We start from the raw sequence: 26,321 nt of genomic DNA on the forward strand, positions 1-26,321 counted from the left end.
TGACCGAATATGTCGCAGCATCGCAAGCAGCGGTCTTCCTACACTCGTTAAGCTGCGCAACGGATGAGCGCCTGCCAGGACTCCGACCTGCCCGTCGTACCGTCGTCTGGAAAGCGGCTCATTTTATGTTCGTGGATAGACAGTTGAATGTGACCTCACTGTCTTGTCCAGCTTCACCCACCTGTCACTCTGAATTCGTTATGGTAGACCCCGATCAGAGCTGACGGTCTCCCCGCAAGGGGATAACACGCGACGCTTCCATTAATAACAAGCCCAAGCGGAGTACCACAGATGGCGTTCTTCACCGCAGCCAGCAAAGCCGACTTCCAGCACCAACTGCAAGCGGCACTGGCCCAGCACATCAGTGAACAGGCACTGCCACAAGTGGCGCTGTTCGCTGAACAATTTTTCGGCATTATTTCCCTGGATGAGCTGACCCAGCGTCGCATGTCCGACCTGGCCGGTTGCACCCTGTCTGCCTGGCGCCTGCTTGAGCGCTTTGATCACACCCAACCGCAAGTGCGCGTCTACAACCCCGATTACGAACGTCACGGCTGGCAATCGACTCACACCGCGGTCGAAGTGCTGCACCACGACCTGCCATTTCTGGTGGACTCGGTGCGCACCGAACTGAACCGCCGTGGCTACAGCATCCACACCCTGCAAACCACCGTGCTCAGCGTGCGTCGTGGCAAGAAGGGCGAGTTGTTGGAAGTCCTGCCCAAGGGCACACAGGGCGACGATGTCCTGCAAGAATCGTTGATGTACCTGGAAATCGACCGCTGCGCCAACGCTGCCGAGCTGAGTATCCTGAGCAAGGAACTTGAGCAGGTGCTGGGCGAAGTACGCGTCGCCGTCGCCGATTTTGAACCGATGAAGGACAAGGTCCAGGAACTGCTGGCCGGTATCGACTCCAGCGCCTTCGCCATCGAAGGCGAAGAAAAAGCCGAGATCAAGAGCTTCCTCGAATGGCTGGTGGGCAACCACTTCACCTTCCTGGGCTATGAAGAGTTTGTGGTACGTGACGAGGCAGATGGCGGTCATATCGAATATGACGCCGACTCCTTCCTCGGTCTGACCAAATTGCTGCGCTCCGGCCTCACCGCCGACGACCTGCGCATCGAAGACTACGCTGTCAATTACCTGCGTGAACCGGCCGTCCTGTCGTTCGCCAAGGCAGCACACCCAAGCCGCGTGCACCGCCCGGCCTACCCGGACTACGTGTCGATCCGCCAGATCAACGCCGACGGCAAGGTCATCAAGGAATGCCGCTTCATGGGCCTCTACACCTCTTCGGTGTACGGCGAAAGCGTGCGGGTGATCCCGTATATCCGTCGCAAGGTCGCGGAAATCGAACGTCGTTCCGGCTTCCAGGCCAAGGCGCATTTGGGCAAGGAACTGACCCAAGTGGTCGAAGTCCTGCCCCGCGATGACCTGTTCCAGACCCCGGTAGACGAACTGTTCAGCACTGTGATGTCGATTGTGCAGATCCAGGAGCGTAACAAGATTCGCGTGTTCCTGCGCAAAGATCCCTACGGTCGCTTCTGCTACTGCCTGGCCTACGTGCCGCGTGACATTTATTCCACCGAAGTGCGCCAGAAGATCCAGCAAGTGCTGATGGATCGCCTGAAAGCCTCGGACTGCGAGTTCTGGACCTTCTTCTCCGAGTCCGTTCTGGCCCGTGTACAACTGATTCTGCGGGTTGATCCAAAAAACCGCCTGGACATCGACCCGCTGCTGCTGGAAAAAGAAGTGGTGCAGGCCTGCCGCAGCTGGCAGGACGACTACGCCAGCCTGGTGGTTGAAAGCTTTGGCGAAGCCCACGGCACAAACGTGCTGACAGACTTCCCCAAAGGCTTCCCCGCGGGCTACCGTGAACGCTTTGCCGCGCACTCGGCCGTGGTCGATATGCAGCATTTGCTTAACCTGACCGAAGCCAAGCCGCTGGTGATGAGCTTCTATCAGCCGCTGGGCCACGTGACGGGCCAGCAAGAGCTGCACTGCAAGCTCTATCACGCTGACACGCCGCTGGCGTTGTCCGACGTGCTGCCGATCCTGGAAAACCTCGGCCTGCGCGTGCTGGGTGAATTCCCGTACCGCCTGCGCCACGCCAACGGTCGCGAGTTCTGGATTCATGATTTCGCGTTCACCGCCGCCGAAGGCCTGAACCTCGACATCCAGCAACTGAACGACACCCTGCAGGACGCGTTTGTGCACATCGTCAACGGCGATGCCGAGAACGATGCGTTCAACCGCCTGGTGCTGACCGCCGGCCTGCCATGGCGCGATGTCGCGCTGCTGCGTGCCTATGCCCGTTACCTGAAGCAGATTCGCCTGGGCTTTGACCTGGGTTACATCGCCAGCACCCTGAACAACCACACCGATATCGCTCGCGAGCTGACCCGGTTGTTCAAAACCCGCTTCTACCTGGCGCGCAAACTCACCAGCGACGACCTGGAAGACAAGCAGCAACGTCTGGAACAAGCGATTCTGGCGGCCCTGGACGATGTTCAGGTGCTCAACGAAGACCGCATCCTGCGTCGCTACTTGGACCTGATCAAGGCCACTTTGCGTACCAACTTCTACCAGACTGACGCCAACGGTCAGAACAAGTCGTACTTCAGTTTCAAGTTCAACCCGCATGCGATTCCTGAACTGCCCAAGCCCGTGCCGAAGTTTGAAATCTTCGTTTACTCGCCTCGTGTCGAAGGCGTGCACCTGCGCTTTGGCAACGTTGCGCGCGGTGGCCTGCGCTGGTCGGACCGTGAAGAAGACTTCCGTACCGAAGTGCTGGGCCTGGTAAAAGCCCAGCAAGTGAAAAACTCGGTGATCGTGCCGGTGGGCGCCAAGGGCGGCTTCCTGCCCCGTCGCCTGCCATTGGGCGGCGGTCGGGACGAGATCGCGGCTGAGGGCATTGCCTGCTACCGCATCTTCATTTCCGGCCTGTTGGACATTACCGACAACCTGAAAGACGGCGCCCTGGTGCCACCGTTGAACGTGGTCCGCCACGACGACGATGACCCGTACCTGGTAGTGGCCGCCGACAAAGGCACCGCGACCTTCTCCGACATCGCCAACGGCATTGCCATCGACTACGGCTTCTGGCTCGGCGATGCGTTCGCTTCCGGTGGTTCGGCCGGTTACGACCACAAGAAAATGGGCATCACCGCCAAGGGCGCGTGGGTCGGTGTGCAGCGTCACTTCCGCGAGCGTGACATCAACGTTCAGGAAGACAGCATCACCGTGGTCGGCGTCGGCGATATGGCCGGCGACGTGTTCGGTAACGGCCTGTTGATGTCTGACAAGCTGCAACTGGTCGCGGCCTTCAACCACCTGCACATATTTATCGATCCAAACCCGACCCCGGCTAACAGTTTCGTTGAGCGTCAGCGCCTGTTCGACCTGCCGCGCTCGGCCTGGACCGACTACGACACCAGCATCATGTCCGAAGGCGGCGGTATCTTCTCGCGCAGCGCGAAAAGCATCGCTATCTCGGCGCAGATGAAAGAACGCTTCGACATCAAGGCCGACAAGCTGACCCCGACCGAACTGCTGAACGCCTTGCTCAAGGCGCCGGTGGACCTGTTGTGGAACGGCGGCATCGGTACTTACGTCAAGGCCAGCACCGAAAGCCACGCTGACGTCGGCGACAAGGCCAACGATGCCCTGCGCGTCAACGGCAACGAGTTGCGCTGCAAGGTAGTGGGCGAGGGCGGTAACCTGGGCATGACCCAACTGGGTCGTGTGGAATTCGGCCTCAATGGCGGCGGTTCCAACACCGACTTCATCGACAACGCCGGTGGCGTGGATTGCTCCGACCACGAAGTAAACATCAAGATCCTGCTCAACGAAGTGGTGCAGGCTGGCGACATGACCGACAAGCAACGTAACCAGTTGCTGGCGAGCATGACCGACGAAGTCGGCAGCCTGGTGTTGGGCAACAACTACAAGCAGACCCAGGCCCTATCCCTGGCGGCGCGTCGAGCCTTCGACCGTATTGCCGAGTACAAGCGCCTGATGAGCGACCTAGAAGGCCGGGGCAAGCTGGACCGCGCCATTGAGTACCTGCCTTCGGAAGACCAGCTCATCGAGCGCGCTGCCGTCGGTAAGGGCCTGACCCGTCCGGAGCTGTCGGTGTTGATCTCCTACAGCAAGATCGACCTCAAGGAGGCACTGCTCAAATCCCAGGTGCCGGATGATGACTACCTGACCCGTGACATGGAGACCGCGTTCCCGCCGACCCTGGTGGCCAAATTCTCCGAAGCCATGCGTCGCCATCGTCTCAAGCGCGAGATCGTCAGCACCCAGATCGCCAACGACCTGGTCAACCACATGGGCATCACCTTCGTTCAAAGGCTCAAAGAGTCCACCGGCATGAGCCCGGCGAACGTGGCGGGCGCTTATGTGATCGTGCGTGACATCTTCCATCTCCCGCACTGGTTCCGTCAGATTGAAGCCCTGGATCACCAGGTTTCCGCTGAAGTGCAACTGGCGCTGATGGACGAGCTGATGCGCCTGGGCCGTCGTGCCACACGCTGGTTCCTGCGCAGCCGTCGCAACGAGCAGGATGCGGCTCGTGACGTCGCGCACTTCGGTCCGCACCTGGCGGCGTTGGGCCTCAAGCTCGACGAACTGCTGGAAGGCCCGACCCGCGAAGGCTGGCAGAACCGCTATCAGAAGTACGTCGAAGCCGGTGTGCCGGAGTTGTTGGCGCGCATGGTTGCAGGCACCACGCACCTGTACACCTTGCTGCCGATCATCGAAGCCGCTGACGTCACCGGCCAGAGCGCTGCAGATGTGGCCAAGGCCTACTTCGCCGTCGGCAGTGCCCTGGACTTGCCATGGTACCTGCAGCAGATCAGCGATCTGCCGGTGGGTAACAACTGGCAGGCGCAGGCCCGCGAAGCCTTCCGCGACGACGTGGACTGGCAGCAACGGGCGATCACCATCAAGGTTCTGCAAATGGCCGATGCGCCAGAAGACATGGAAGCCCGCGTGGCCCTGTGGCTTGAGCAGAACGCGAGCATGGTCGAGCGCTGGCGCGCGATGATGGTGGAGATTCGTGCTGCGGTTGGCACGGACTACGCCATGTACGCGGTGGCCAACCGTGAGTTGTTGGACCTGGCGTTGAGCGGTCAGTCGGTGCTGTAACAGGCTGATCGAGCGGTAAACAGAAAGCCCCGTATCTTGCGATACGGGGCTTTTTGCATTGAGGGCCTAGTGTGAAATGCCAAGTGTAGTGACGGATCTAGTGTAGTAACTTGGCTTTGAGGTGATCCAGGTGTTGGATCATAAGGCTGACTGCATTGCCCTCATCGCCACGCTCCACCGCCGCCACAATCCCTGCATGCTCCTGCCATGCACAATAGCTGCCCTTATATTGCGTAATAATCAACGAAGTCAACGGCACCAGGCTGTTAAGAAACTGCGCCAACGGAGCATTCCCGGCAATGGCCGCCAGTTGCAGATGAAACTCCCCTGAGAGACGAATCGCCGACCCACGCTGGTTGCGATCGAGGCATTCGCGCGCCCTGGCAATCAGCTCCCGCAACTGTCGTACCTCGGCAGATTTGGCCCGAGCGCAGACTAACTGCACCACAGTCGCTTCCGTCAACCGCCGCGCTTCGAGAATCTGTCGTGTGTCCTGGGCATTCGGCGCCGCCACCTGGGCCCGATGGTTGGGCCGCAGGATGATTACTTGCTGCTGGGAGAGCCGTGCCAGCACCCGGCGAATGACGCTGCGGCTGACGCCAAAATCCTGCGCCAGGCTTTCTTCGGTGAAACGACTGGCCGGGACGATACGCTGTTCGAGAATGGCATCGAACAAGGCGGGGTATATGTCGTCCACCGACAGTTTAGGCTTGGCCATCAGGCGCAAGGGCGTGAACGGGAAAGGGGTATGTACGGCGTGAGCGGTCATGGCCTGTCTCCGAAATATCAACTGCCCAGATGATCGTCCGGGATATTCAAGTGAATGCCCATGCGCAAGCCTTCCTGGAGGATATGCCGGCGCATTTCGGCGCTGGCCAGGGCGCTGTTCTTGTTACGGATGGCGCGCACCACAGCGTCGTTTTCCTGCAAGCGTTCCGCCAGGTGCTCGGGGGAGTTGCGCAGTACCTGAGCGCTTTGCTTGAGAGCGTTACTGGTTTGCTGCACCACGTTCTGGAAGATCGGGTTGGAGGTCAGGGCGAACAGTTCTTCGTGGAAGGCGATGTAGGCGTTCATCCCGGCTTCGCTGTCGTTGGCGTCCAGGGCTTCGCGCATGTCCATCAGGGTCAGGCGCAGTTGCCCGACTTCCTTGCTGCTGATGGTTTGGGCCACCAGACCGACGATAAACGGCTCAAGGGTGTAGCGCAGTTGCAGGATGTCTTCGAGGCTGGCGTCGGCCACGGCGTTGTCCTGGGCCTGAGGTTCGCTCAAGGTGGCTTCCAGCACCACCACACCTTTGCCTGGCATGGAGCGTACCAGGCCGAGGGTTTCTAGGACGATGACGGCTTCGCGCAGGCTTGGGCGGCTGATGCCCAGCTGTTCGGCCAGTTCGCGCTGGCCCGGCAGCATTTCTCCGCGCCGCCACTGACCCCGCGCCAGGGCGGCGCGCAGTTTTTCTACCACTGAATTGACGACGGTTGATGGGGTGATCACGTATGGCTCCTTTTAACTATGTACAGTCAATCTTCTGTGGTGAACGGTGCTTATCGTGGCGAGCGGGCTTGCCCGCTCGCCACAGGAGGTATTTTGGGGACCGTCAGAACTCTTGGTGGGCGGGCAGTACCGGCTTTTTCGCCTGGAACGCATACCCTTGTTGCCCGTCCAGTACCTTGTTGGCACGCTGGATATCGATGTCTTTTTCCCAGCGCGCAATGGCCACGGTGGCGACGCAGTTTCCGATTAGGTTAGTCAACGCTCGGCCAATCCCCATGAACCAGTCCACCGCCAATACCAGCACCAGGCCCACCACCGGAATCGCCGGGATCGCGGTGAGGGTGGCCGCCAGAATCACCAGCGCCGAACCAGGAATCCCGTGGGCGCCCTTGGAGGTGATCAGAGACACCAGCAAAATCGTCATCAGGTCGGTCATCGACAGCGGCGTGCCGGTGGCGTTGGCGATAAACACGATGGCTAGGGTCAGGTAGATCGAGAAACCGTCGAGGTTGAACGAGTAACCCGTCGGAATCACCAGGCCCACCGTGGAACTGCCAATGCCCAAGTGCTCCAGTTTACGCATGATCTGTGGCAACACCGCATCGGAGGAGGCGGTGCCCATGACGATCAGTAGCTCTTCACGCAGGTACTTGAGAAACGGCAGCATACGCAGGCCTGACAGGCGCATCACCAGGCCGAGGATCAGCGTGACGAACACGGTGCAGGTCAGGTAGAACAGGCCCACCAGGCTGCCCAGGTGTTGCAGGGAGTCCAGGCCGTAGGTGCTGGTGGTAAAGGCGATGGCACCGAACACGCCGATGGGCGCCAGGCGCACGATCATACCCATGATGCGGAATATCACGTGACTCAGTTCATTGATCAGCCGCGAGATGCCGGAAGCGGCTTCACCCACCAGGTTCAAGGCGCTGCCGAACAGTACGGAGAACAACAGCACTTGCAGCACGTTGTTGTCGGCGAAGGCGCCAATCACCGAGTTGGGAATCAGCTCCATCAGGAACTGGCTGGTACCCTTGATGTGCTGGCCACGGTCGGCCAGTTCATTGAGGCCGGCGGAAGACAGCTGATCCAGATGGATATTGGCGCCGCTGCCGATCCCGGTGCTGAACGCCAGGACCAGGCCGATCACCAGGGCGATGGTGGTCAGCACTTCAAAGTAGATCACCGATTTGAGGCCGATGCGCCCGACTTTCTTCAAGTCGCCGGCACCGGAAATACCGCTGACCACCACGCAGAACACGATCAGGCCAATCAGCATTTTGATCAGCTTGATAAAGCCGTCACCCAGGGGTTTGAGTTGCGAGGAGAATTCGGGAAGGGCCAGGCCGCAGACGATGCCAAGGATCAGGCCAATCACGACTTGCAGGAAAATCGAACGCGAGCACCATCTGAGCATGGGAAGGATCTCTATTCGGTGCCCTGGTGGGTCCAGGGCTTAATTGTTGTGGTCTTACCGGTAAGTCCAGATTAGGCGCAGTCTACACAGAGGGTTTTTTAAATCGCAAGCAAATTATCGAAAATTGAGAGCTCCGGTATGACCAGTTGGTTCGCAAGGGTGGTTCTTGAGCGGTTGGCGAGCTGGAAATCTTTTCGCTTATCATCCGCCGTCTGGCAAGCAAGGTGACCTATGGACAACCCGGGACTGACAACGGACGAAACGGGGCTGACCCGCTGTACATGGCGCACGGCGGCTCCTGAATACCCGCATTACCATGACCACGAGTGGGGGGTGCCGGTTGCCGATGATCGTGCGTTGTACGAGAAGATCTGCCTGGAAGGGTTCCAGGCGGGCATGGCGTGGATCACGATCCTGCGCAAGCGCGAGCACTTTCGGCGGGCGTTCGAGGGTTTTGATTATCAAAGGGTGGCGCGGTACACCGAAGAGGATATCGAGCGACTGATGGCTGATCCGGGCATCGTGCGCAACCGCGCCAAAATCGTCTCGACCATCAACAATGCCCGGCGTGCCTGTGAATTGGTGGATGAAACCGGGTCACTGGCGAGCTGGTTATGGTCATTCGAACCCGGCGCCGATGAGCGTCCGGAGACGGTCGACCTGGCGTACTGGACAGCCAATCCGACATCGGCTGCGTCCCTGCGTTTGTCCAAGGCCTTGAAGAAACGCGGTTGGACCTTTGTGGGGCCGACCACGATGTATGCCTTCATGCAGGCGATGGGCATGGTCAATGATCATCTGGAAGGGTGCCTCTGCCGGCAGCAGATCGAAGAGCGTCGCCGACAGTTCGAGCGCCCTTAATGCGCCAGGGGCGTGAGCACCTCGGCCTTGTCATCCATCACCATCACCACCAGTAATTTGGCTGGCTTGGTCTGGCTGGCATTGCTGGACTCAAAGTGTCGGGAGCCTGCCGGTTCGTAGAACGACTGGCCAACGGTGTAGGTAATAGCCTTCTCATCGTTGACCCGTGAGGTGATTTCGCCTTCCAGCACGTAGGCCACGGCGGTGCCGGTGTGGCTATGGGGTACGGTGGCTTCGCCAGGTTTGTAGTCCACGGTGAGCATGATGGTTTTTTTGCCGGGGACGTTGGTCAAGGCATGCTCTTGCAGGACGTTGATTGTCTCTTTGTTGTACACCGGTTCGTGGGCGAAGGCGCCCAGGGATACGAGCAGTAGGGCGGTGCCGAGGAGTGCTTTCATGACGATCCTTTCAGGTTGTTCTGGGCCCGAGTCACACTAAGCCCCATGGCGCGCCTGACCAATAGCCAATCCGGCACAAAATCCCTTAGCCAATCTTCTGCAGAATATCGCGCACCTTGTCCAGGGACGGGTCGATGTCCAGGGTTTCAATGGCCCCGAAACCCAGGATCAAACCGCTGCGCACCGGCGCTTCATGAAAAAACACATCCAATGGATACAGTCCCACTTCCACCTTTCGCGCCAATTCGATCAGCAGCGCAATGTTCACCGGCATTTTGCACAGCGCCGCTAGGTGGAAGCCGGCCACCGTGGGCACGGCTTCAAACCACGGTGACAGGTCGCCGGCCAGGCGGTTGAGAATGCGCTCCCGGCGCCCGGCATACACCGTATGGCAGCGGCGAATGTGTTTGAGCAGGTAGCCTTCGCTGATGAACTTGGCCAGGGCCCATTGCGGCAGGGTCGAGGTGTGCTGGTCGGTCAGTTGCTTGGCCTTGAGCACCGCGCGGTGGATCGCTGGCGGCAGCACCGCATAGCCCAGGCGCAGCTCGGGCAGCAGGGTTTTCGAGAAGGTGCCGACATAGGTCACAACGCCTCGGGTGTCCATGCTTTGCAGGGAGTCGGTGGGGCGGCCTTCGTAGCGGAACTCGCTGTCGTAGTCGTCTTCGATGACGATTGCACCCAGCTTGAAGGCCCGCGCCAGCAGCGCTTCACGACGCGGCATGCTCATGGGCATGCCGAGGGGGAACTGGTGGGAGGGCGTCACGTAGATAAGCCGTGTGCCGTCAGGAATCAACTCGACCTGGATGCCGTGCTCGTCCACCGGCACGCCCACCACGGTCGCGCCCATGGCATCGAACAGTAGTCGCGCCGGGGTATAGCCGGGGTTTTCCATGGCGACGATGGTCCCCGGTTCCAGTACCACGCGGGCGATCAGGTCCAGGGCCTGTTGGGCGCCGTTGGTGACCACAATGTCGTCGTCCCGGCATTTGACCCCACGGGAAAAGGCGATGTGCCCGGCAATCGCGCTGCGCAAGGCGGGCAAACCTTCGGGCTGGCTGTAGAAACCGCTGTTCTGGGCGATACGGCGCAGGGCGTCCTGGGTGCAGCGTCGCCATTCATCCTGGGGAAACTGGCTGCGGGTGGTGGCGCCGCCGATGAATTCGCAGCGCAAGGTACCGTCCCGGGTCGGGTGGTGCATGGGCGAAGGCAGTGCCTGCCATTTGGCCAGGTTGGCGGCGCAGGCCAGGTCGGCCGCGCCTTGCACGTGCTCGGAACGAGTCGCCCAGGCATTGACAAAGGTGCCTCGTCCGACCTTGCCGACCAGAAGGCCTTCGTAGGTGAGCAAGGCGTAAGTATCGGATACGGTCTTGCGCGACACGCCCAATTGCTCGGCCAGCAGACGGCTGGGAGGCAGTTGGGCGCCGGCCGCCAGTTGTCCCGACTCAATGGCCGTGCGCAGTTGCTGGTAAAGCTGTTCGGCCAGGTCCTTGCGGCCCTTGATAATAACGTGCAGTTCCATGTTTCATCCTGAGGCGGGCAACACCTGCAAGATTACCGCAAGCCGCCGCTGTAGGCGCGGGCCACTCGCCGAGTCAGGACAGGAAACCACCATCCACATTCAGCGATACCCCGGTGGTGTAGCTCGACGCATCACTGGCCAGGTACAACACCGCACCGGCCATTTCGCTCGGCGCCGCGACACGCTTGAGCGGAATCTGTTGCAGGGCCACTTTCAGGATCGAATCGTTTTGCACCAGTGCCGAGGCAAACTTGGTGTCGGTCAGCCCCGGCAACAAGGCGTTGCAGCGAATACCGAACTGCGCGCACTCCTTGGCGAAGACCTTGGTCATGTTGATCACCGCGGCTTTGGTCACCGAGTAGATGCCCTGGAAATTCCCTGGGGAAATACCGTTGATCGACGCCACGTTGATGATGCTGCCGCCGCCGTTCTCGCGCATCAGCTTGCCGGCTTCCACCGACATGAAAAAGTAGCCACGAATGTTCACGTCGACGGTTTTCTGGAACGCGCCCAGGTCGGTGTCTAGCACGTTGCAGAACTGCGGGTTGGTGGCCGCGTTATTGACCAGGATGTCCAGGCGCCCGAACTGCTCGCGAATGTTGGCGAAGACCTGGGTGATCTGCTCCATCTCGCCAATATGGCAGGCAATGGCTGTAGCCTTGCCGCCTGCTTCGATGATTGCGTCGGCCACGTGCTGGCAGCCTTCGAGCTTGCGGCTGGAAACAATGACGTGGGCGCCTTGCTGGGCCAGCAGCTTGGCGATGGCCTCACCGATACCTCGGCTGGCGCCGGAGACGAAAGCGATCTTGCCGTCGAGGTCGAACAATTGGGTCTTGGACATGGTTGTTCCTTGTGGGGTCAGAGCTCGGACTATCAGAGTGCGGATTTGCCGATGACGTTCAGGCTCATCTGCTCTAGCAGCTTGTTCATGTGAATGAACTGCGCAAAGCGTTTGTCCTGGGTCTGGCCATGGAAGAATCGGTAGTAGATCTGCTGCACGATGCCGGCCAGGCGGAACAGGCCATAGGTGTAGTAGAAGTCGTAATTGTCGATCTGGATTCCCGAACGTTCGGCGTAGTAGTCGACGAACTGGCGGCGGGTGAGCATGCCGGGGGCGTTGCTTGGCTGGCGGCGCATCAATTGCACGGGCGCAGGGTCTGCGGCCTCGATCCAGTAGGCGAGGGTGTTGCCCAAATCCATCAGCGGATCGCCGAGGGTGGTCAGCTCCCAGTCCAGCACGCCGATGATCTGCATCGGGTTGTGCGGGTCGAGGATCACGTTGTCGAAGCGGTAGTCGTTGTGGACGATGCTCGACGTCGGGTGGTCGGCCGGCATCTTGTCGTTGAGCCAGGCGCGCACGGTTTCCCAGCTGGGGGCGTCGGGGGTCAGGGCTTTTTCGTAGCGGTCGCTCCAGCCGCGAATCTGCCGCTGGACGTAACCTTCGGGCTTGCCCAGGTCCGCCAGGCCGCAGGCGGTGTAATCCACCTGATGCAGCTCGACGAACTTGTCGATAAAGCTTTTGCACAGGGCGCCGGTAGCCGCCGCGTCCAGGCCCAGTTCCGGCGGCAGGTCCGAACGCAGGATGATGCCGTTGACCCGCTCCATCACATAGAACTCGGCGCCGATCACTGCTTCATCGGTGCAGTGCACGTAGGCCTTGGGGCAGTACGGGAAGCCGTCCTTGAGTTGATTGAGAATGCGAAATTCGCGGCCCATGTCATGGGCGGACTTGGCCTTGTGGCCAAACGGCGGGCGGCGCAGGACGAATTCCTGGTTCGGGTATTCCAGCAGGTAGGTCAGGTTGGAAGCGCCCCCCGGGAACTGGCTGATCTTCGGTGTGCCGCTTAAGTCCGCAATATGGGCCTTTAAGTAGGGATCGATCAGGCTGGCATCAAGTTCTTCGCCTGGGCGAATCTGGGTGGATTGGTCATTGAGCGCCATGCTTATCCCTTCTGCTTATTCTTGAGGCCTTGGACTATTGGCTAATCTAATGCGCGCAGCCGCTCAGCCACAAGGCCGGGGCGGCTTAATAGGTTAGCGTGTTGGCCGATGATCAGTGTTCCTGATAGGCCGTGCGCCCATGGCTTCAACTGCGCGGCGGCAAGGCTACCGGGGTCAGCACCGGCCGGCCGGCGAAGTATTCCAGCAGGTTGTCCGCCACGCGCTGCACGGTGTCGTGGGCCGCTTCCGGCGACAGGCCCGCCACATGGGGCGTCAGCACCGTGTTGCTCAGCAGCTTGAGGGCGTCGGGCACGTTGGGCTCGTCGTCGAACACATCCAAGGCAGCACCACCGATGCGGCGTTGCTCAAGGGCGGTGATCAGGTCGGCAGTAACGATCACACTGCCGCGGGCAATGTTTACCAAAAAACCGTTGGGGCCAAGGGCATCCAGGACCTGGCGGTCGACCAGATGGCGGGTGCCTGCGCCACCTGGGGTGGCGATGATCAGGAAGTCCACGGTGCGCGCTAGCTCCACGGGAGTCGAGCAGTAGGTGTAGTCCACATCAGTGCGGGGCTGGCGGCTGTGGTAGCTGATGTCCATATCGAAGCCCAGGGCCGCGCGCTTGGCGATGGCCATGCCCACCGCGCCCAGGCCAAGAATGCCAAGTTGTTTGCCAGCCAGGGAAGGGCGCATGACCTTGGGCCATTCGCTGCGGCGCACCGCCGCGTCCGACCGGGGAATATCGCGCACCAGCGACAGCAGCAGTGCCATGGCATGGTCCGCCACCGATGGCGAGTTCACCCCGGCACCGTTGGTCACAACGATCCCACGATTGCTGGCGGCCTGTAGGTCCACATGCTCGTAGCCAGCGCCGATCACACAGATGATCTCCAGCAACGGCAGGGCGGCGATTTCCTCGGCATACAAACCCAGCGGGCCACGGGTCAGGACGGCCTGGATCTGCTCGCCATGGGTCTTGATCGCCTGGCTGCGTTCAGCAGGTGTGGGCGCGAGGATCACATGGAGATCATTACTTTCGATGATCGACAGGTAGTCGTTGATGGTTTCAACCAGGACCAGAACAGTGATGGGCATGTGAGGGCTCTTCCTGAGGGCTTGAGAGACGGATTATGCGGGATTTTTTGTAAGACAGACCCCTCGCTTCAGGAGGGGGCCGTTAATAGTGCCACCTTAAAATTGAATGTCAGCAGCTTTTACTCGCCGCACAAATGCCCCGTCCATTGCTGGGAGCGACTCGCGAGTGTCAACGCGTTAGTCGGATTTTTTGAGAGCCAGGGTTGTTATACCAAATCGTTTTTACCTGGCTAGCAGCCCGGTTTATAAAGGCTGTAGCCTTATACAAACCTTGCTCAAACCCTCTGCGCCGCACAACGACTCCTAAGCTAAGCCTTTGCTTATTCAGGAGAATCCCGGACAATCGCGCCCCTATTATGGTCGGGCGCTGCCTGTCAGGTTTTTCTGACTCGTCCCGACTGTGTCAATGGGGAGATCCGACCGGATGAATGATCAGGCCAATAGCGTCGACGAACGCTACGCAACGACACCTGCAACCCTCGCAAGCTGGGGCCGCCAGGACACCACCTGGATGCTCGGCTTGTTCGGCACGGCCATCGGCGCCGGTACCTTGTTTTTGCCTATCAACGCCGGCCTCGGCGGCTTCTGGCCGCTGCTGATCCTGGCGGTCCTGGCCTTCCCGATGACCTTCTATGCCCACCGAGGGCTGACGCGCTTTGTGCTCTCGGGCCGAGAGGGTTCTGATATCACCGAAGTGGTCGAAGAGCATTTCGGGATCAAGGCCGGTGCGTTGATCACCTTGCTGTATTTCTTGGCGATCTTTCCGATCCTGCTGATCTACAGCGTTGCCCTGACCAACACCGTCGGCAGTTTCCTTGAACACCAATTGCACATCACGCCGCCACCACGGGTGATTCTGTCGTTTGTGCTGATCCTTGGCCTGCTGGCCGTAGTGCGCTGCGGTGAGCAGGTGATCGTCAAGGCCATGAGCCTGATGGTTTATCCATTCATCGTAGCCTTGCTGTTTCTCGCGGTGTTCCTGATTCCCCACTGGAATGGCGGCATCCTCAGCACCGCCAGCACGCTGCCCGAGCCGTCGGCGTTGCTGCACACCCTGTGGCTGGCGATTCCGGTGATGGTGTTCTCGTTCAACCATTCGCCGATCATCTCGGCCTTCGCGGTTGACCAGAAGCGCCGTTACGGCGACCACGCCGAAGAGCGCAGCTCGCAGATCCTCTCCCGCGCCCATTTGCTGATGGTGGTGATGGTGCTGTTCTTCGTGTTCAGCTGCGTACTGACCCTGACCCCGGCGCAACTGGCCGAGGCAAAGGCGCAGAACCTGTCGATCCTGTCGTACCTGGCCAACCACTTCAGCAACCCGACCATCGCTTTCGCCGCACCGTTGATTGCGTTCGTGGCGATTACCAAGTCGTTCCTGGGCCACTACATCGGCGCCAGCGAGGGCCTCAAGGGCCTGGTCGTCAAGAGTGGCCGTCGTCCGTCGCCCAAGGCGCTGGACCGCATGACCGCAGCCTTCATGCTGGTGGTGTGCTGGATCGTTGCCACGCTGAACCCGAGCATCCTGGGGATGATTGAGACGTTGGGCGGGCCGATCATTGCGTCGATCCTGTTCCTGATGCCGATGTATGCCATTCACAAGGTGCCGGCCATGGCCAAGTACCGTGGGCAGGCGTCGAATGTATTTGTCACGGCGGTAGGCCTGGTGGCGATCACTGCGCTGGTCTATTCGTTTATCGCCTGATACACGTCGTGAAGTGACAATGGCCGATTCGTGCTTGACGCGAATCGGCTTTTTTTTGCGCGCAGCGCGAGTCTTGTCGCGGGTTGATGGATATCAACACCCTTTTTGCAGGTGGGAGTAAGCTTGCCCGGGGCCATCTTGACGGGCTATTTGATCTGGAGATCAACGATGATGGCTCGTGCCGCCGCACCTTTGCTGCGCAACCGCCTGCAAGACCTGCTCGCCGGGCTATCAATCGCAGGCTTGCTGCTGCCTGAGGCCGTGGCCTATTCGAGTATTGCCGCCTTGCCGCCCCAGGCTGGGGTCATCGCCTTGTTCGCCGGGCTGCTGTGTTATGGACTGTTGGGTACCAGCCGTTTTGCCATTGTGTCGGCTACGTCGTCCTCGGCTGCGGTGCTGGCGGCAGCCACGGCAAGCCTGGCCGGTGATGACCCGGCACTGCGCCTGACGTTGGCGGTAGGCCTGGTGCTGATCACCGGGCTGTTTTTCCTGTTGGCTGGGCTGCTCAAGCTCGGTGGCGTGACCTCCTTTATCGCCAAGCCGGTGTTGCGCGGCTTTGCCTTCGGCCTGGCGTTGACCATCATCCTTAAGCAACTGGCCGGCGTGGTTGGCGTACACCTGGCAGATAACAACCTGATTCGCTTCCTGCCACAGTTGTTCGAACAGTTGCCCCACTGGAACTGGCTGGCAGCGGTGGTGGCGGCAAGCGCCCTGGCATTGCTCTGCGTGTTTGCACGGTTGCGCCGTTTGCCGGGAGGCTTGCTGGTGGTGGTGCTGGGTATCGCCGCCGGGCAATGGCTCGACTTGCAAGCCCACGGCGTAGCCCTGATCGGGGTGATCGACCTGCGCCTGGAAATCGTCCACCTGCCGGTGTTGCCGTTCTCCGACTGGCTGCGCCTGGGGGAGTTGGCGTTTGCCATGGTGATGATCCTGTATGCCGAGTCTTATGGCTCGATCAGCTCGTTCGCCCTCAAGCATGGCGACCGAGTGTCATCCAACCGTGATTTGCTGGCGCTGGGTGCCGCCAATCTGATGTCCGGGTTGTTTCACGGCATGCCGGTGGGGGCGGGGTTTTCCGCGACGTCGGCCAACGAGGCTGCTGGTGCATATTCACGCCTGGCGGGTGGGATCGCGGCGTTGGTGGTGTTGCTGATTGTGCTGACGGTGTTGCCGCTGGTGGCGTTGACCCCGGAGCCGGTGCTGGCGGCCATCGTCATCCATGCCCTAGCTCGTGGCCTGAGCCTGCAACCCTTGGGCCGCTATTTCATCTGGCGCCGCGACCGGGTATTGGTGATCTGTGCCGTGTCGGCGGTGTTGGTATTGGGGGTGCTGGACGGTTTGCTGGTGGCGGTGGCGATCAGCGTGGTGCTGATGTTGCGCCAGATGTCGTCGGCGGATGTTCAGGTGCTCGGGCGAATGGGCGTCGGCCACGATTTTGTCGACCTTGCGCACCATCCAGACGCCGAGGAGATAACGGGCGTGCTGATCGTGCGTCCCGGCGAAGCGCTGTTTTTCGCCAATGCCGAACGCATCCTCGGTGCCGCGTTGCGCTTGATGCGTCACGCGCCGTTGCCGGTACACACGGTGGTGCTCAGCCTGGAAGAGTCGCCGGACCTGGATGGCACCAGTATCGAGGCGCTGGAGGCGTTTTTTGTTCGGGTGCGGGTGGAAGGCAGGCGTCTGGTACTGGCTCGCGTGCGGCATGATGCGCGCATGGTGCTGCAGGGGCTGCCCGAAGCCCTGGCGTCTGGGGTGCTGCTCAGCGGCTTGAGTGTGGATGGGGCGGTGCAGCAGGCCCTTGCCGCCAACGCCCAGGCATAAAAAACGCCGCGCATCTTGCGATACGCGGCGTTTTTTTTACTGGGTATAGCTACAACGTGTAAGCCTTAGGCTTGAACGACCGGGATATTGGCGTTCGCTGCAGCTTCACGGAACTCAGCGATCTGGTCAAAACTCAGGTAGCGATAGACATCGCTGGCCATGGTGTTGATTTCCTTCGCATAGGCCATGTACTCCTCGACGGTCGGCAGGCGACCCAGGATGGATGCAACGGACGCCAGCTCAGCCGAAGCCAGGTAGACGTTCGCGCCGTCACCCAGACGGTTCGGGAAGTTACGGGTCGACGTCGACACCACGGTGGCGTTCGGTTCAACCCGTGCCTGGTTACCCATGCACAGCGAGCAGCCCGGCATTTCCATGCGCGCGCCAGCCTTGCCATAGATGCCGTAGTAGCCTTCTTCGGTCAGTTGGTGAGCGTCCATCTTGGTCGGCGGCGACAGCCACAGACGGGTTGGCAGCTGACCCTTGACCTTTTCCAGCAGTTTGCCGGCAGCGCGGAAGTGACCGATGTTGGTCATGCACGAACCGATGAACACTTCGTCGATCTTCTCGCCAGCAACGCTGGACAGCAGACGGGCGTCATCCGGGTCGTTTGGTGCGCAGAGCACAGGCTCCTTGATGTCGGCCAGGTCGATTTCGATGATTTCGGCGTATTCGGCGTCGGCATCGGCAACCATCAACTCAGGGTTGGCAACCCAGGCTTCCATCGCTTGGGCGCGACGTTCCAGGGTGCGCGCATCGCCGTAGCCTTCGCCGATCATCCAGCGCAGCAGGGTGATGTTGGAGTTCAGGTATTCGGTGATCGACTCTTTCGACAGCTTGATGGTGCAACCGGCAGCCGAACGTTCGGCCGAGGCGTCGGACAGCTCGAAAGCCTGTTCGATGCTCAGGTTGTCCAGGCCTTCGATTTCCAGGATGCGGCCGGAGAAGGCGTTTTTCTTGCCTTTCTTTTCTACGGTCAACAGGCCAGCCTGGATCGCGTAGTAAGGAATGGAGTGAACCAGGTCACGCAGGGTGATGCCCGGTTGCATTTCGCCTTTGAAGCGCACCAGGATCGATTCCGGCATGTCCAGTGGCATAACACCAGTGGCTGCTGCGAACGCTACCAGGCCGGAACCGGCCGGGAACGAGATGCCCATCGGGAAACGGGTGTGGGAGTCACCACCGGTGCCGACGGTGTCCGGCAGCAGCATGCGGTTCAGCCAGCTGTGGATGATGCCGTCGCCCGGACGCAGGGACACGCCGCCACGGGTCATGATGAAGTCAGGCAGGGTGTGGTGGGTGGTCACGTCGATCGGCTTTGGATACGCCGCGGTGTGGCAGAACGACTGCATTACCAGATCGGTGGAGAAGCCCAGGCACGCCAGGTCTTTGAGTTCATCACGGGTCATTGGACCGGTGGTGTCCTGGGAGCCGACGGTGGTCATCTTCGGTTCGCAGTAGGTGCCTGGACGAACGCCAGCCACGCCGCAAGCCTTGCCGACCATTTTCTGCGCCAGGGTGTAGCCCTTGTCGCTTTCAGCCGGAGTTTCCGGCAGTTTGAACAGCGTCGAAGGTGGCAGGCCCAGCTCGGTGCGCGCCTTCTCGGTCAGGCCGCGGCCGATGATCAGCGGGATACGACCGCCGGCACGAACTTCGTCCAACAGTACCGGAGTCTTCATTTCGAAGGTGGTCAGGACTTCATCGGTGCCGTGTTTGCAGACTTTGCCAGCATGCGGGTACAGGTCGATCACGTCGCCCATGTTCATGTTGGTGACGTCGAATTCGATTGGCAGTGCGCCGGCATCTTCCATGGTGTTGTAGAAGATTGGAGCGATCTTGCTGCCGAAGCAGAAGCCGCCTGCGCGCTTGTTCGGCACGTAAGGAACGTCGTCGCCGAAGAACCACAGTACCGAGTTGGTCGCCGATTTGCGGGACGAACCGGTACCGACCACGTCACCGACGTAGGCGATCGGGAAGCCTTGGCCGCGCATTTCTTCGATCTGCTTCATCGGGCCGGTGGTGCCTTGCACGTCCGGTACGATGCCTTCACGGGCCATTTTCAGCATGGCCAGGGCGTGCAGCGGGATGTCAGGGCGTGACCAGGCATCCGGGGCAGGGGACAGGTCATCGGTGTTGGTTTCGCCGGTGACCTTGAAGACCCGCAGGCTGATCTTGTCGGCCAGGGTCGCACGGTTTTGGAACCACTCGCCGTCGGCCCAGGACTGGATCACGTCTTTGGCGTGCTGGTTGCCGTTCTTGGCTTTTTCGGCGACGTCGTGGAACGCATCGAACATCAGCAGGGTGTGCTTGAGTTGCTTTGCTGCCACCGGTGCCAGGGTCGCGTCGTCCAGCAGATCGACCAGGGTCACGATGTTGTAGCCGCCTTGCATGGTGCCAAGCAGTTCAACAGCGCGTTTTTTGTCGATCAAGGGAGAAGTGACTTCGCCCTTGGCCAGGGCAGACAGGAAACCGGCCTTGACGTAGGCAGCTTCGTCAACGCCTGGTGGAATGCGGTTGGTGATCAGGTCAACGAGGAAAGCTTCTTCGCCAGCCGGGGGATTTTTCAGCAGCTCAACCAGGCCTGCAGTTTGTTCGGCGTTAAGCGGCTGGGGAACAATACCCAGGGCTGCACGCTCTTCGATATGTTTGCGGTAGGCTTCAAGCACAGTTATTACCCTCATCAGTGGTCCCAAATGGGTGTCCGGGACGCTCATCCAGAAATGCGTGGCACGCATGCGCTCGCAGGCCTTTTGGGCCGCAAAGCCAGCGCTGCCGGCATTCCTCACAGAAGCTGCTTTCAAAGTTTTACGCCTGCAGAACGGAGCTGATGAGGGTTGGCGGCGGCTATTTACCGGGTAAATAACAATCGCCAACACCGTTCTTTAGGAACGACTGTGCTCGTGACGCTTTGAAAACAGCTTCCAACGGACTATTGGTGCCTTAAAAGGCTGGCTAATTCTACGGCAAAAAATTTCTAAAGGTAAGTTGCCACGGCAAGTTTGCAGGGTGATGAAGGTTAGACAAAGGGCTAATATGTCCCACTGTTTCGCTGATTTGCGTGTTGCTGCCCATGTCCAACCAAACCATCAAGACCCCCTGCGTAGGCCTGTGCTCCACGGTTTACGGCGATCTCGTGTGCCGGGGCTGCAAGCGCTTTCACCACGAAGTGATCCAGTGGAACGGTTACAACGAGGAAGAAAAGCGCGCAGTGTGGCTCAGGCTTGAGCAACTGCTGGTGCAGGTGATGGCGGGAAAACTTGAGGTGTTCGACCCGAAAAAGCTGCGCTGGCAGCTGGAACAGCGAAAAATCCGCTTTGTGCCCCATCAGTCCGAATATTGCTGGGCCTACCAGTTGATCGCCCGTGGCGCACGGGTGATCACCCATCTGGAGGCCTATGGCATGGTGCTGCTGCCGGAGTTTCGTGAGTGGAACCTGCCACAGCTGCGCGATGCCATTGATCGGGAGTTCTTCATCCTCTCCGAAGCCCACTACCAGCGCTATATCGCGCCGGGGTTCTTGAAGGATGCCTTTGGCGCCTGAGCATCAATGCTGGCAAATAACTTCTTCCAGATGATCCATGATGTCCACCGGCTTGAGCACCAGCACATCACTTTCCAGCGCATCCAGCACCACTTCCGCCGTATTGCCGATCAGCGCCCCGGAAATCCCGGTGCGAGCCACGGTGCCAATGATCGTCACCGCCGCCAGCAGTTTGTGGGCCATATGAGGGATCAGCACATCGGCCGGGCCTTCTTCGATGTGCAGGCGGTGGTTATCAATATCGAATTCCGCCTGAAACGCCTTGCACTGCTCGCGATAGCGAGCCTCGATGGTTTCCTTGAGCTGGAACACCGGGTCGGCCGCCGACAGCATGGGCGACGGATGGGCGCTGATCACATGCAGTTGGGCCTTGGCCAGGCTGGCGATATCGAAGCCGTGATCGATGATGGCGGCGTGCAGGGTCTTGTGCTCGCCGTCGATGTTGCCGACGTCAATCGCGGCCAGAATAACCCCGCCGGTCCATGGCCGGTTGTGCTTGACCAGTAATACCGGGGCTGGGCAGTAGCGCAGCAGCTTCCAGTCCGCCGGGGTCAGCAAGGCTTTTTTCAGCGGGCTGTCGGAGAAATGCTGCTTGATCACCAGGCCACAACCTTCGGCCTGCTGCACATTGATGATGGTTTCGTGCAGGCTTTCATTCCACGCCTGTTCGGTGGTGACGCTGTAGCCATCCTCCTGAAGGCCAGACTTGAGCAGGCTCAACAGCGCAGAATGCTCATGTTTCTTGTCGCACACCAGCAAATGCAGGTGCGCGTCGGTCACCCCGGCGATCAGCTTGGCGCGCTTGAGTGCCAGACTTTCCGAATGCTCGGGCTCGATAACCACCAAAATGCTGCGAATGGCTTGCATGATCGGGATCTCCAGGGAAGGGAAGCAGTGAGTAAGGGCCGAGGCTTGCAACAACTATAGTTGCTGCCCGCCAGACGTCATGTTGATGTACATCAAGCCCCGTGACTGGTGGTCTGCGGCGCGGTCGGTATAATCGGCGCCCTTTGCTGTGAATCCTTACCCGTGAGCCAAATGTTCCTGACCCTTGCCATTGTGCCGGAAGTGACCCGATGAACCTGCCGCAAATTCATGAGTTTCTCGGCTGCCGCACGCCAGACGGCTGGGTCCAGGCCGCGCTGGCAGATCAGGAAACCCTGCTGATCGACCACAAGAATTGCGAGAAAAAGGCGGCAATACAACTACGAAATGTGAGAAATCTCGATGCTGCCTGAAGTCCATGAATTCCTAGGATGCCGGACCCCTGATGCCTGGGTTCAGGCGGCTCTGCGCAAGCAAGACGTGATGCTGATTGATCACAAGAACTGTGAATTCAAAGCCGCTAGCACTGCGCTTAGCATGATTGCCAAGTACGGTGCGTATTCTGATTTGGTCATCATGATGTCCCGGCTCGCCCGTGAAGAGCTTGTGCATCATGAGCAGGTTTTGCGATTGATGAAGAAGCGTAAGGTCGAATGGCGACCGTTGTCGGCTAGTCGTTATGCATCTGGACTACGTTCGGTGGTAAGAAGCCATGAGCCGGTGAAGCTGGTCGATACGCTAGTGGTGGGTGCGATCATCGAGGCGCGTAGCTGTGAGCGGTTTGAAGCGCTCGTGCCGCATTTGGACGAAGAGTTGGGGCGGTTCTATTACGGGTTGCTGAAAAGCGAGGCACGGCATTTTCAGGGCTATCTGAAGCTTGCATACCAGTACGGTGACGCTGCCGATGTAGACAGAGTCATCGAGAAGGTTAGAGATGTAGAGCAAAACTTGATCCAATCTGCGGATACTGAGTTTCGCTTCCATAGCGGGGTTCCTACCATCTAGTGCCGTGGTTCGGGCACTGGCTCGTCCTCTGAAACAGTTGCTAACGCGTGAGATATTGCGGGTAGTGGACAGTGTGTGGCTTTGAGCGGTAGCGTATGGCTATCACTGCTGAGTTCGGAGCCAAAAGCCGAAGCCCAGTTGACTTCATTTTGAAGATCAAGGATGAGCGTTCATGTCAGGCTTTGCTCACTGCCCCTATCGACAGTCGTCCCTTCTACAGCAAGCCCTTGCACCAAATAAAATGCGTATTGCATTTTTGTTGGGGGCTGGCTGCCCAATGTCTATTCGCGTTGATGCTGGTAATGGAAACACCGCTCCCCTGATTCCCGACATTGCAGGTTTGACCTCGTTGGTAGCAACCACCCTTACGGCTGATGCGGAGCTTAGCGCTGATTACACAGCACTAATTGGACGTTTCGGTGTTGGGGCATCCCCGAATATTGAAGAGATTCTCAGCCATTTGCGAGCGCTCATTGATGTTGTTAGGGACGGTGATATCAATGGATTGACCAAGCCGAAGCTACAGGCTTTGGATAAGCGAATCTGCGAACTTACCGCAGGTGTGGTGGGCGTCCCACTTCCAGGTGAAGGAACGCCCTATCACAAGCTTGCTGCATGGATGAGTGGTATTGCTAGGGCGCATGCTGTTGAGGTTTTTACCCCAAACTATGACTTGCTAATGGAGCAGGCATTAGAGTCGCATAAAGTTCCGTATTTCGATGGTTTTGTAGGCGCGCGTGAAGCATTTTTCGATCTTTCTTCAATGGAAACAGATATCTTGCCTGCGCGTTGGGCTCGGGTGTGGAAGTTACATGGGTCGATAAATTGGTGGCGCACACCTGAAAATGACGTTATTCGCAAGAATAATGGTGATGGTGCGGATCGCCAGATGATCTATCCGTCACATTTGAAATATGACCAGAGTCGTCGTCTTCCTTACTTGGCAATGCTTGATCGATTACGGGACTTCCTGGGGCGAGGACAGGCGATATTAGTTTGTTGTGGATACTCGTTCGCGGACCAGCATCTCAATGAGGTGATCATGAATGGCTTACGTAGTAACCCTACAGCCATGTGCTTCGGTTTACTTTATGGGGCCCGTAGTCAATATTCTGAAGCAATCCTGTGCGCGACGCGGCAACCTAACCTAAGTATTCTTGCCGAAGATGGCGCGGTCCTGGGAACGTTGAACCGGAACTGGAATGCCACGTCACAGGATAGCCATTCATTACATGGCGTAGCTGTCAGCAGCGTAACTGAAAACGACATAGAGCAATGCAAGTTCGGGTTAGGTGATTTCAAAAAGCTAGGGCAGTTTCTCGCCCATCAACTCAATCAGAGTTCCGATGTGGGCACCAGTCATGAAGCGTGATCCTACCTTCATAGGTATTGTCCAAGATGTATTTGGGTCTTCAGTAACAGTTGAACTGAATGATGATACAGCCACAGGGCTAGGTTTTGTCGGTGGTGAAGGGTATCGAATTGGTCAAGTCGGTAGTTTTGTGCGGATTCCTTTGGGGTTTGTTGACCTCTACGGCGTCGTTTCTCAAGTAGGTGCAGGAGCAGCACCCGATTCAGGCGATGATAAGCGGGCTTACGGAAACCGTTGGATCAAGGTTCAGATGGTTGGTGAGGGACAGCGTGGTGGTCGATTTGAACGTGGTATCTCACAACATCCAACAGTTGATGACCGTGTCCACGTGGTAACTCACGCAGACTTGGCAGCCATCTACGGGGCTGTCGATCCGCAAGACTACGTTCCGATAGGACACCTTGCTAGTGCAGAAGCAATTCCGGCTTTAGTGAATATCAATCGCCTGATAACTAGGCATAGTGCTGTGGTGGGCACAACAGGGTCAGGCAAATCAACAACAGTCGCCGGGCTATTAAATGCGCTTTCAGACCCGTCGAGATATCCTGCTGCACGAATTTTAGTCTTGGATATACATGGGGAATACGCGAAAGCGCTTTCAAATAGGTCTACCGTTTTTAGGGTCTCTGCTGATTCAGCACAAAATGAGACAGCGTTGAATATCCCGTTTTGGGCATTGAGTTTTGATGAGCTAGTACCGTTCGCATTTGGGCGGTTAAATGATGCCCAAGCTTCTGCTGTAACAGACGCAATCGTCGAGCTGAAGCGTGAAGCATTGTTGAATTATCCTCGTACTGGAGTAGAACTTGAGGATGTTACAGTCGACACTCCGGTCCCGTTCTGCATTCATAAATTATGGTTTGAACTTCATCGCCGTGAACACCACACGCTTATTCCCAGGCCGGGCGCGGCGGCAGGGGAGGTCGAGCATGCATACGTTCTAGACAATACTGGGCACCCGCAGGAGTTGGGTGACGCGATGAGCGTGCGTCCGCCGCTCTACAGAACTGTTAAAACTACAGGGGCCGCTGATGAACGTGTCCAACTAGGCTCGGGAACAATTGGGATACGTGCCCAACTTGCTTCTTTAGCATCCAAGCTGCGTGATCCCAGATTGGCATTTTTGTTTCGGCCCGGTGATTGGGCTCCCGCACTAGATGGTCATGTGGTCAAGGACGTCGATGAATTATTGCGCGACTGGATCGGTTCTGATCGACCGGTTTCAATTCTTGACCTATCGGGAATTCCGTCGAACATTCTAAGTGATCTGATTGGCGCAATGCTTAGGGTATTATATGACGCAATCTTTTGGGCTCGAAACTTACCGGAAGGTGGGCGAGAACGTCCACTATTGCTCGTGCTGGAAGAGGCCCATGCGTACCTATCACGCGAAAATGAAGGTTCTGCTTCAGCAGTTGTAAGGCGCATTGCAAAAGAGGGTCGAAAGTATGGCGTCGGTATGATGCTAGTTAGCCAGCGTCCAGCAGAGATCGATACGACTATTCTCTCTCAATGTGGAACGTTGTTCGCGCTCCGACTGGCGAATGATAGTGATCGTGGACATATAGCCAGTGCCGCAGCGGATAACCTGAAAGGCTTGTTCGAGATGTTGCCCGTGCTACGTACGGGGGAAGCAATTGTGGTCGGTGAAGCTGTAAGCCTGCCAATCCGAGCATTGATTACACCGCCACCGATTGGGCAGAGACCCGACAGCGTCGACCCGAAGGTAGTAGTTAGGCAAGTTAATGATCAGGGCAGTCAGCTTTTTGAAGGGCCTGGAGGTTGGGCCCAAGAAGTGGGCGTATCTGATTACTCTATACTAGTGAAACAGTGGCGAAAACAGTCTTCTCGTTACGAACATGAGCCAGCAATTGTAGTGGCTCCCCAAGGGAATGAAGGAGTGGAACCTACAGATGATTGATTTTTTTGAAAGTCCAGAGTCATCAACGATAGCAAGAGTTGGTTTTGATGATGAATCACTGATCCTAATTATCGAGTTCAAAACAACGGGGACGTATCATTATTTTGATGTGCCCCAGCATGTTTTTGAAGCGATGCGGGCTGCACCATCCAGAGGCCAATTTCTTGCTCAGAATGTGAAAAAACAATTTCGCTATTCACGAGCCTGATTAGATCAAGCTGTACAAGCCTTTGCTGTGGCAAGGTGCTTGTACAGTGCTTGGT

Annotated in this window: 20 protein-coding genes; 10 read left to right on the forward strand and 10 right to left on the reverse strand. The window is 58.5% G+C overall.

Annotated elements, in window-relative coordinates; genetic code table 11:
• Window positions 1-291: 291 nt before the first annotated feature.
• On the forward strand, window positions 292-5,151 hold the full coding sequence (locus FQ182_RS08960) for an NAD-glutamate dehydrogenase (RefSeq protein ID WP_149412610.1): 4,860 nt from the start codon (window positions 292-294) through the stop codon (window positions 5,149-5,151).
• Between the two features lie 97 nt (window positions 5,152-5,248).
• On the opposite strand, the gene FQ182_RS08965 is transcribed toward FQ182_RS08960, so the two are convergent.
• From FQ182_RS08965 to FQ182_RS08975, 3 genes are all read right to left on the reverse strand, one after another.
• Window positions 5,249-5,920: a GntR family transcriptional regulator gene (locus tag FQ182_RS08965; RefSeq protein ID WP_149412609.1), complete on the reverse strand. Its 672-nt coding sequence runs from the start codon at window positions 5,918-5,920 to the stop codon at window positions 5,249-5,251.
• Between the two features lie 17 nt (window positions 5,921-5,937).
• Complete coding sequence (locus FQ182_RS08970) at window positions 5,938-6,642, reverse strand: FadR/GntR family transcriptional regulator (RefSeq protein ID WP_149412608.1); 705 nt, start codon at window positions 6,640-6,642, stop codon at window positions 5,938-5,940.
• Window positions 6,643-6,745: 103 nt separating this feature from the next.
• Window positions 6,746-8,056 carry a C4-dicarboxylate transporter DctA gene (locus FQ182_RS08975; protein ID WP_149412607.1) on the reverse strand — a complete coding sequence of 437 codons (1,311 nt, stop codon included), beginning with the start codon at window positions 8,054-8,056 and terminating at the stop codon, window positions 6,746-6,748.
• 231 nt (window positions 8,057-8,287) lie between these two features.
• On the opposite strand from FQ182_RS08975, the gene FQ182_RS08980 reads away from it, so the two are divergent.
• The gene (locus FQ182_RS08980; protein WP_149412606.1) at window positions 8,288-8,917 is read left to right on the forward strand and encodes a DNA-3-methyladenine glycosylase I; all 630 of its coding nucleotides are present in this window, start codon (window positions 8,288-8,290) and stop codon (window positions 8,915-8,917) included.
• Here the strand turns inward: FQ182_RS08980 and FQ182_RS08985 are convergent.
• The 5 genes from FQ182_RS08985 to FQ182_RS09005 all read right to left on the reverse strand — a co-directional run bounded on the left by FQ182_RS08985 (window position 8,914) and on the right by FQ182_RS09005 (window position 13,871).
• Window positions 8,914-9,315, reverse strand: a complete 402-nt coding sequence (locus FQ182_RS08985) for a cupin domain-containing protein (RefSeq protein ID WP_149412605.1) — start codon at window positions 9,313-9,315, stop codon at window positions 8,914-8,916. The genes FQ182_RS08980 and FQ182_RS08985 overlap by 4 nt on opposite strands.
• A gap of 85 nt (window positions 9,316-9,400) precedes the next feature.
• Window positions 9,401-10,834, reverse strand: a complete 1,434-nt coding sequence (locus FQ182_RS08990) for a PLP-dependent aminotransferase family protein (RefSeq protein WP_149412604.1) — start codon at window positions 10,832-10,834, stop codon at window positions 9,401-9,403.
• A 73-nt stretch (window positions 10,835-10,907) separates the two neighbouring features.
• Window positions 10,908-11,675 (reverse strand): SDR family oxidoreductase, encoded by a 768-nt coding sequence (locus tag FQ182_RS08995; protein WP_149412603.1) that lies wholly within the window; start codon window positions 11,673-11,675, stop codon window positions 10,908-10,910.
• A gap of 32 nt (window positions 11,676-11,707) precedes the next feature.
• Window positions 11,708-12,775, reverse strand: a complete 1,068-nt coding sequence (locus FQ182_RS09000) for a phosphotransferase family protein (RefSeq protein WP_149412602.1) — start codon at window positions 12,773-12,775, stop codon at window positions 11,708-11,710.
• 145 nt (window positions 12,776-12,920) lie between these two features.
• Entirely contained in the window at window positions 12,921-13,871 is a 951-nt protein-coding gene (locus tag FQ182_RS09005) for a 2-hydroxyacid dehydrogenase (protein ID WP_149412601.1), read from the reverse strand.
• 424 nt (window positions 13,872-14,295) lie between these two features.
• Here FQ182_RS09005 and FQ182_RS09010 point away from each other — a divergent pair, with 424 nt between their 5' ends.
• Together FQ182_RS09010 and FQ182_RS09015 are read left to right on the forward strand one after the other, a co-directional pair.
• Window positions 14,296-15,573, forward strand: a complete 1,278-nt coding sequence (locus tag FQ182_RS09010) for an HAAAP family serine/threonine permease (RefSeq protein ID WP_149412600.1) — start codon at window positions 14,296-14,298, stop codon at window positions 15,571-15,573.
• Between the two features lie 168 nt (window positions 15,574-15,741).
• Window positions 15,742-17,394: a SulP family inorganic anion transporter gene (locus tag FQ182_RS09015; protein WP_149412599.1), complete on the forward strand. Its 1,653-nt coding sequence runs from the start codon at window positions 15,742-15,744 to the stop codon at window positions 17,392-17,394.
• Window positions 17,395-17,459: 65 nt separating this feature from the next.
• On the opposite strand, the gene acnB is transcribed toward FQ182_RS09015, so the two are convergent.
• Window positions 17,460-20,060, reverse strand: coding sequence for a bifunctional aconitate hydratase 2/2-methylisocitrate dehydratase (gene acnB, locus FQ182_RS09020; RefSeq protein ID WP_178114420.1), 2,601 nt, complete (start codon window positions 20,058-20,060; stop codon window positions 17,460-17,462).
• Window positions 20,061-20,464: 404 nt separating this feature from the next.
• On the opposite strand from acnB, the gene FQ182_RS09025 reads away from it, so the two are divergent.
• A complete protein-coding gene (locus FQ182_RS09025; protein ID WP_149493980.1) occupies window positions 20,465-20,935 on the forward strand; it encodes a DUF1289 domain-containing protein in 471 nt (156 codons plus the stop codon).
• Window positions 20,936-20,938: 3 nt separating this feature from the next.
• Here the strand turns inward: FQ182_RS09025 and FQ182_RS09030 are convergent, their stop codons facing one another.
• Window positions 20,939-21,802 carry a universal stress protein gene (locus FQ182_RS09030; protein WP_149414662.1) on the reverse strand — a complete coding sequence of 288 codons (864 nt, stop codon included), beginning with the start codon at window positions 21,800-21,802 and terminating at the stop codon, window positions 20,939-20,941.
• A 209-nt stretch (window positions 21,803-22,011) separates the two neighbouring features.
• Here FQ182_RS09030 and miaE point away from each other — a divergent pair, with 209 nt between their 5' ends.
• The 5 genes from miaE to FQ182_RS09055 all read left to right on the forward strand — a co-directional run bounded on the left by miaE (window position 22,012) and on the right by FQ182_RS09055 (window position 26,266).
• Complete coding sequence (gene miaE / locus FQ182_RS09035; protein WP_371923861.1) at window positions 22,012-22,173, forward strand: tRNA isopentenyl-2-thiomethyl-A-37 hydroxylase MiaE; 162 nt, start codon at window positions 22,012-22,014, stop codon at window positions 22,171-22,173.
• Entirely contained in the window at window positions 22,163-22,765 is a 603-nt protein-coding gene (locus FQ182_RS09040) for a tRNA-(ms[2]io[6]A)-hydroxylase (protein ID WP_149414663.1), read from the forward strand. The genes miaE and FQ182_RS09040 overlap by 11 nt, the downstream gene beginning before the upstream one ends.
• Before the next feature lie 172 nt (window positions 22,766-22,937).
• Window positions 22,938-24,137: an SIR2 family protein gene (locus FQ182_RS09045; protein WP_149414664.1), complete on the forward strand. Its 1,200-nt coding sequence runs from the start codon at window positions 22,938-22,940 to the stop codon at window positions 24,135-24,137.
• Window positions 24,127-26,058: an ATP-binding protein gene (locus FQ182_RS09050; protein WP_149414665.1), complete on the forward strand. Its 1,932-nt coding sequence runs from the start codon at window positions 24,127-24,129 to the stop codon at window positions 26,056-26,058. Before FQ182_RS09045 ends, FQ182_RS09050 begins: the two co-directional genes overlap by 11 nt.
• Window positions 26,051-26,266, forward strand: coding sequence for a KTSC domain-containing protein (locus tag FQ182_RS09055; protein WP_048399774.1), 216 nt, complete (start codon window positions 26,051-26,053; stop codon window positions 26,264-26,266). The genes FQ182_RS09050 and FQ182_RS09055 overlap by 8 nt, the downstream gene beginning before the upstream one ends.
• The last annotated feature ends 55 nt before the right edge of the window (window positions 26,267-26,321 follow it).

This window comes from Pseudomonas sp. ANT_H4, from assembly GCF_008369295.1.
Lineage (GTDB): Bacteria > Pseudomonadota > Gammaproteobacteria > Pseudomonadales > Pseudomonadaceae > Aquipseudomonas.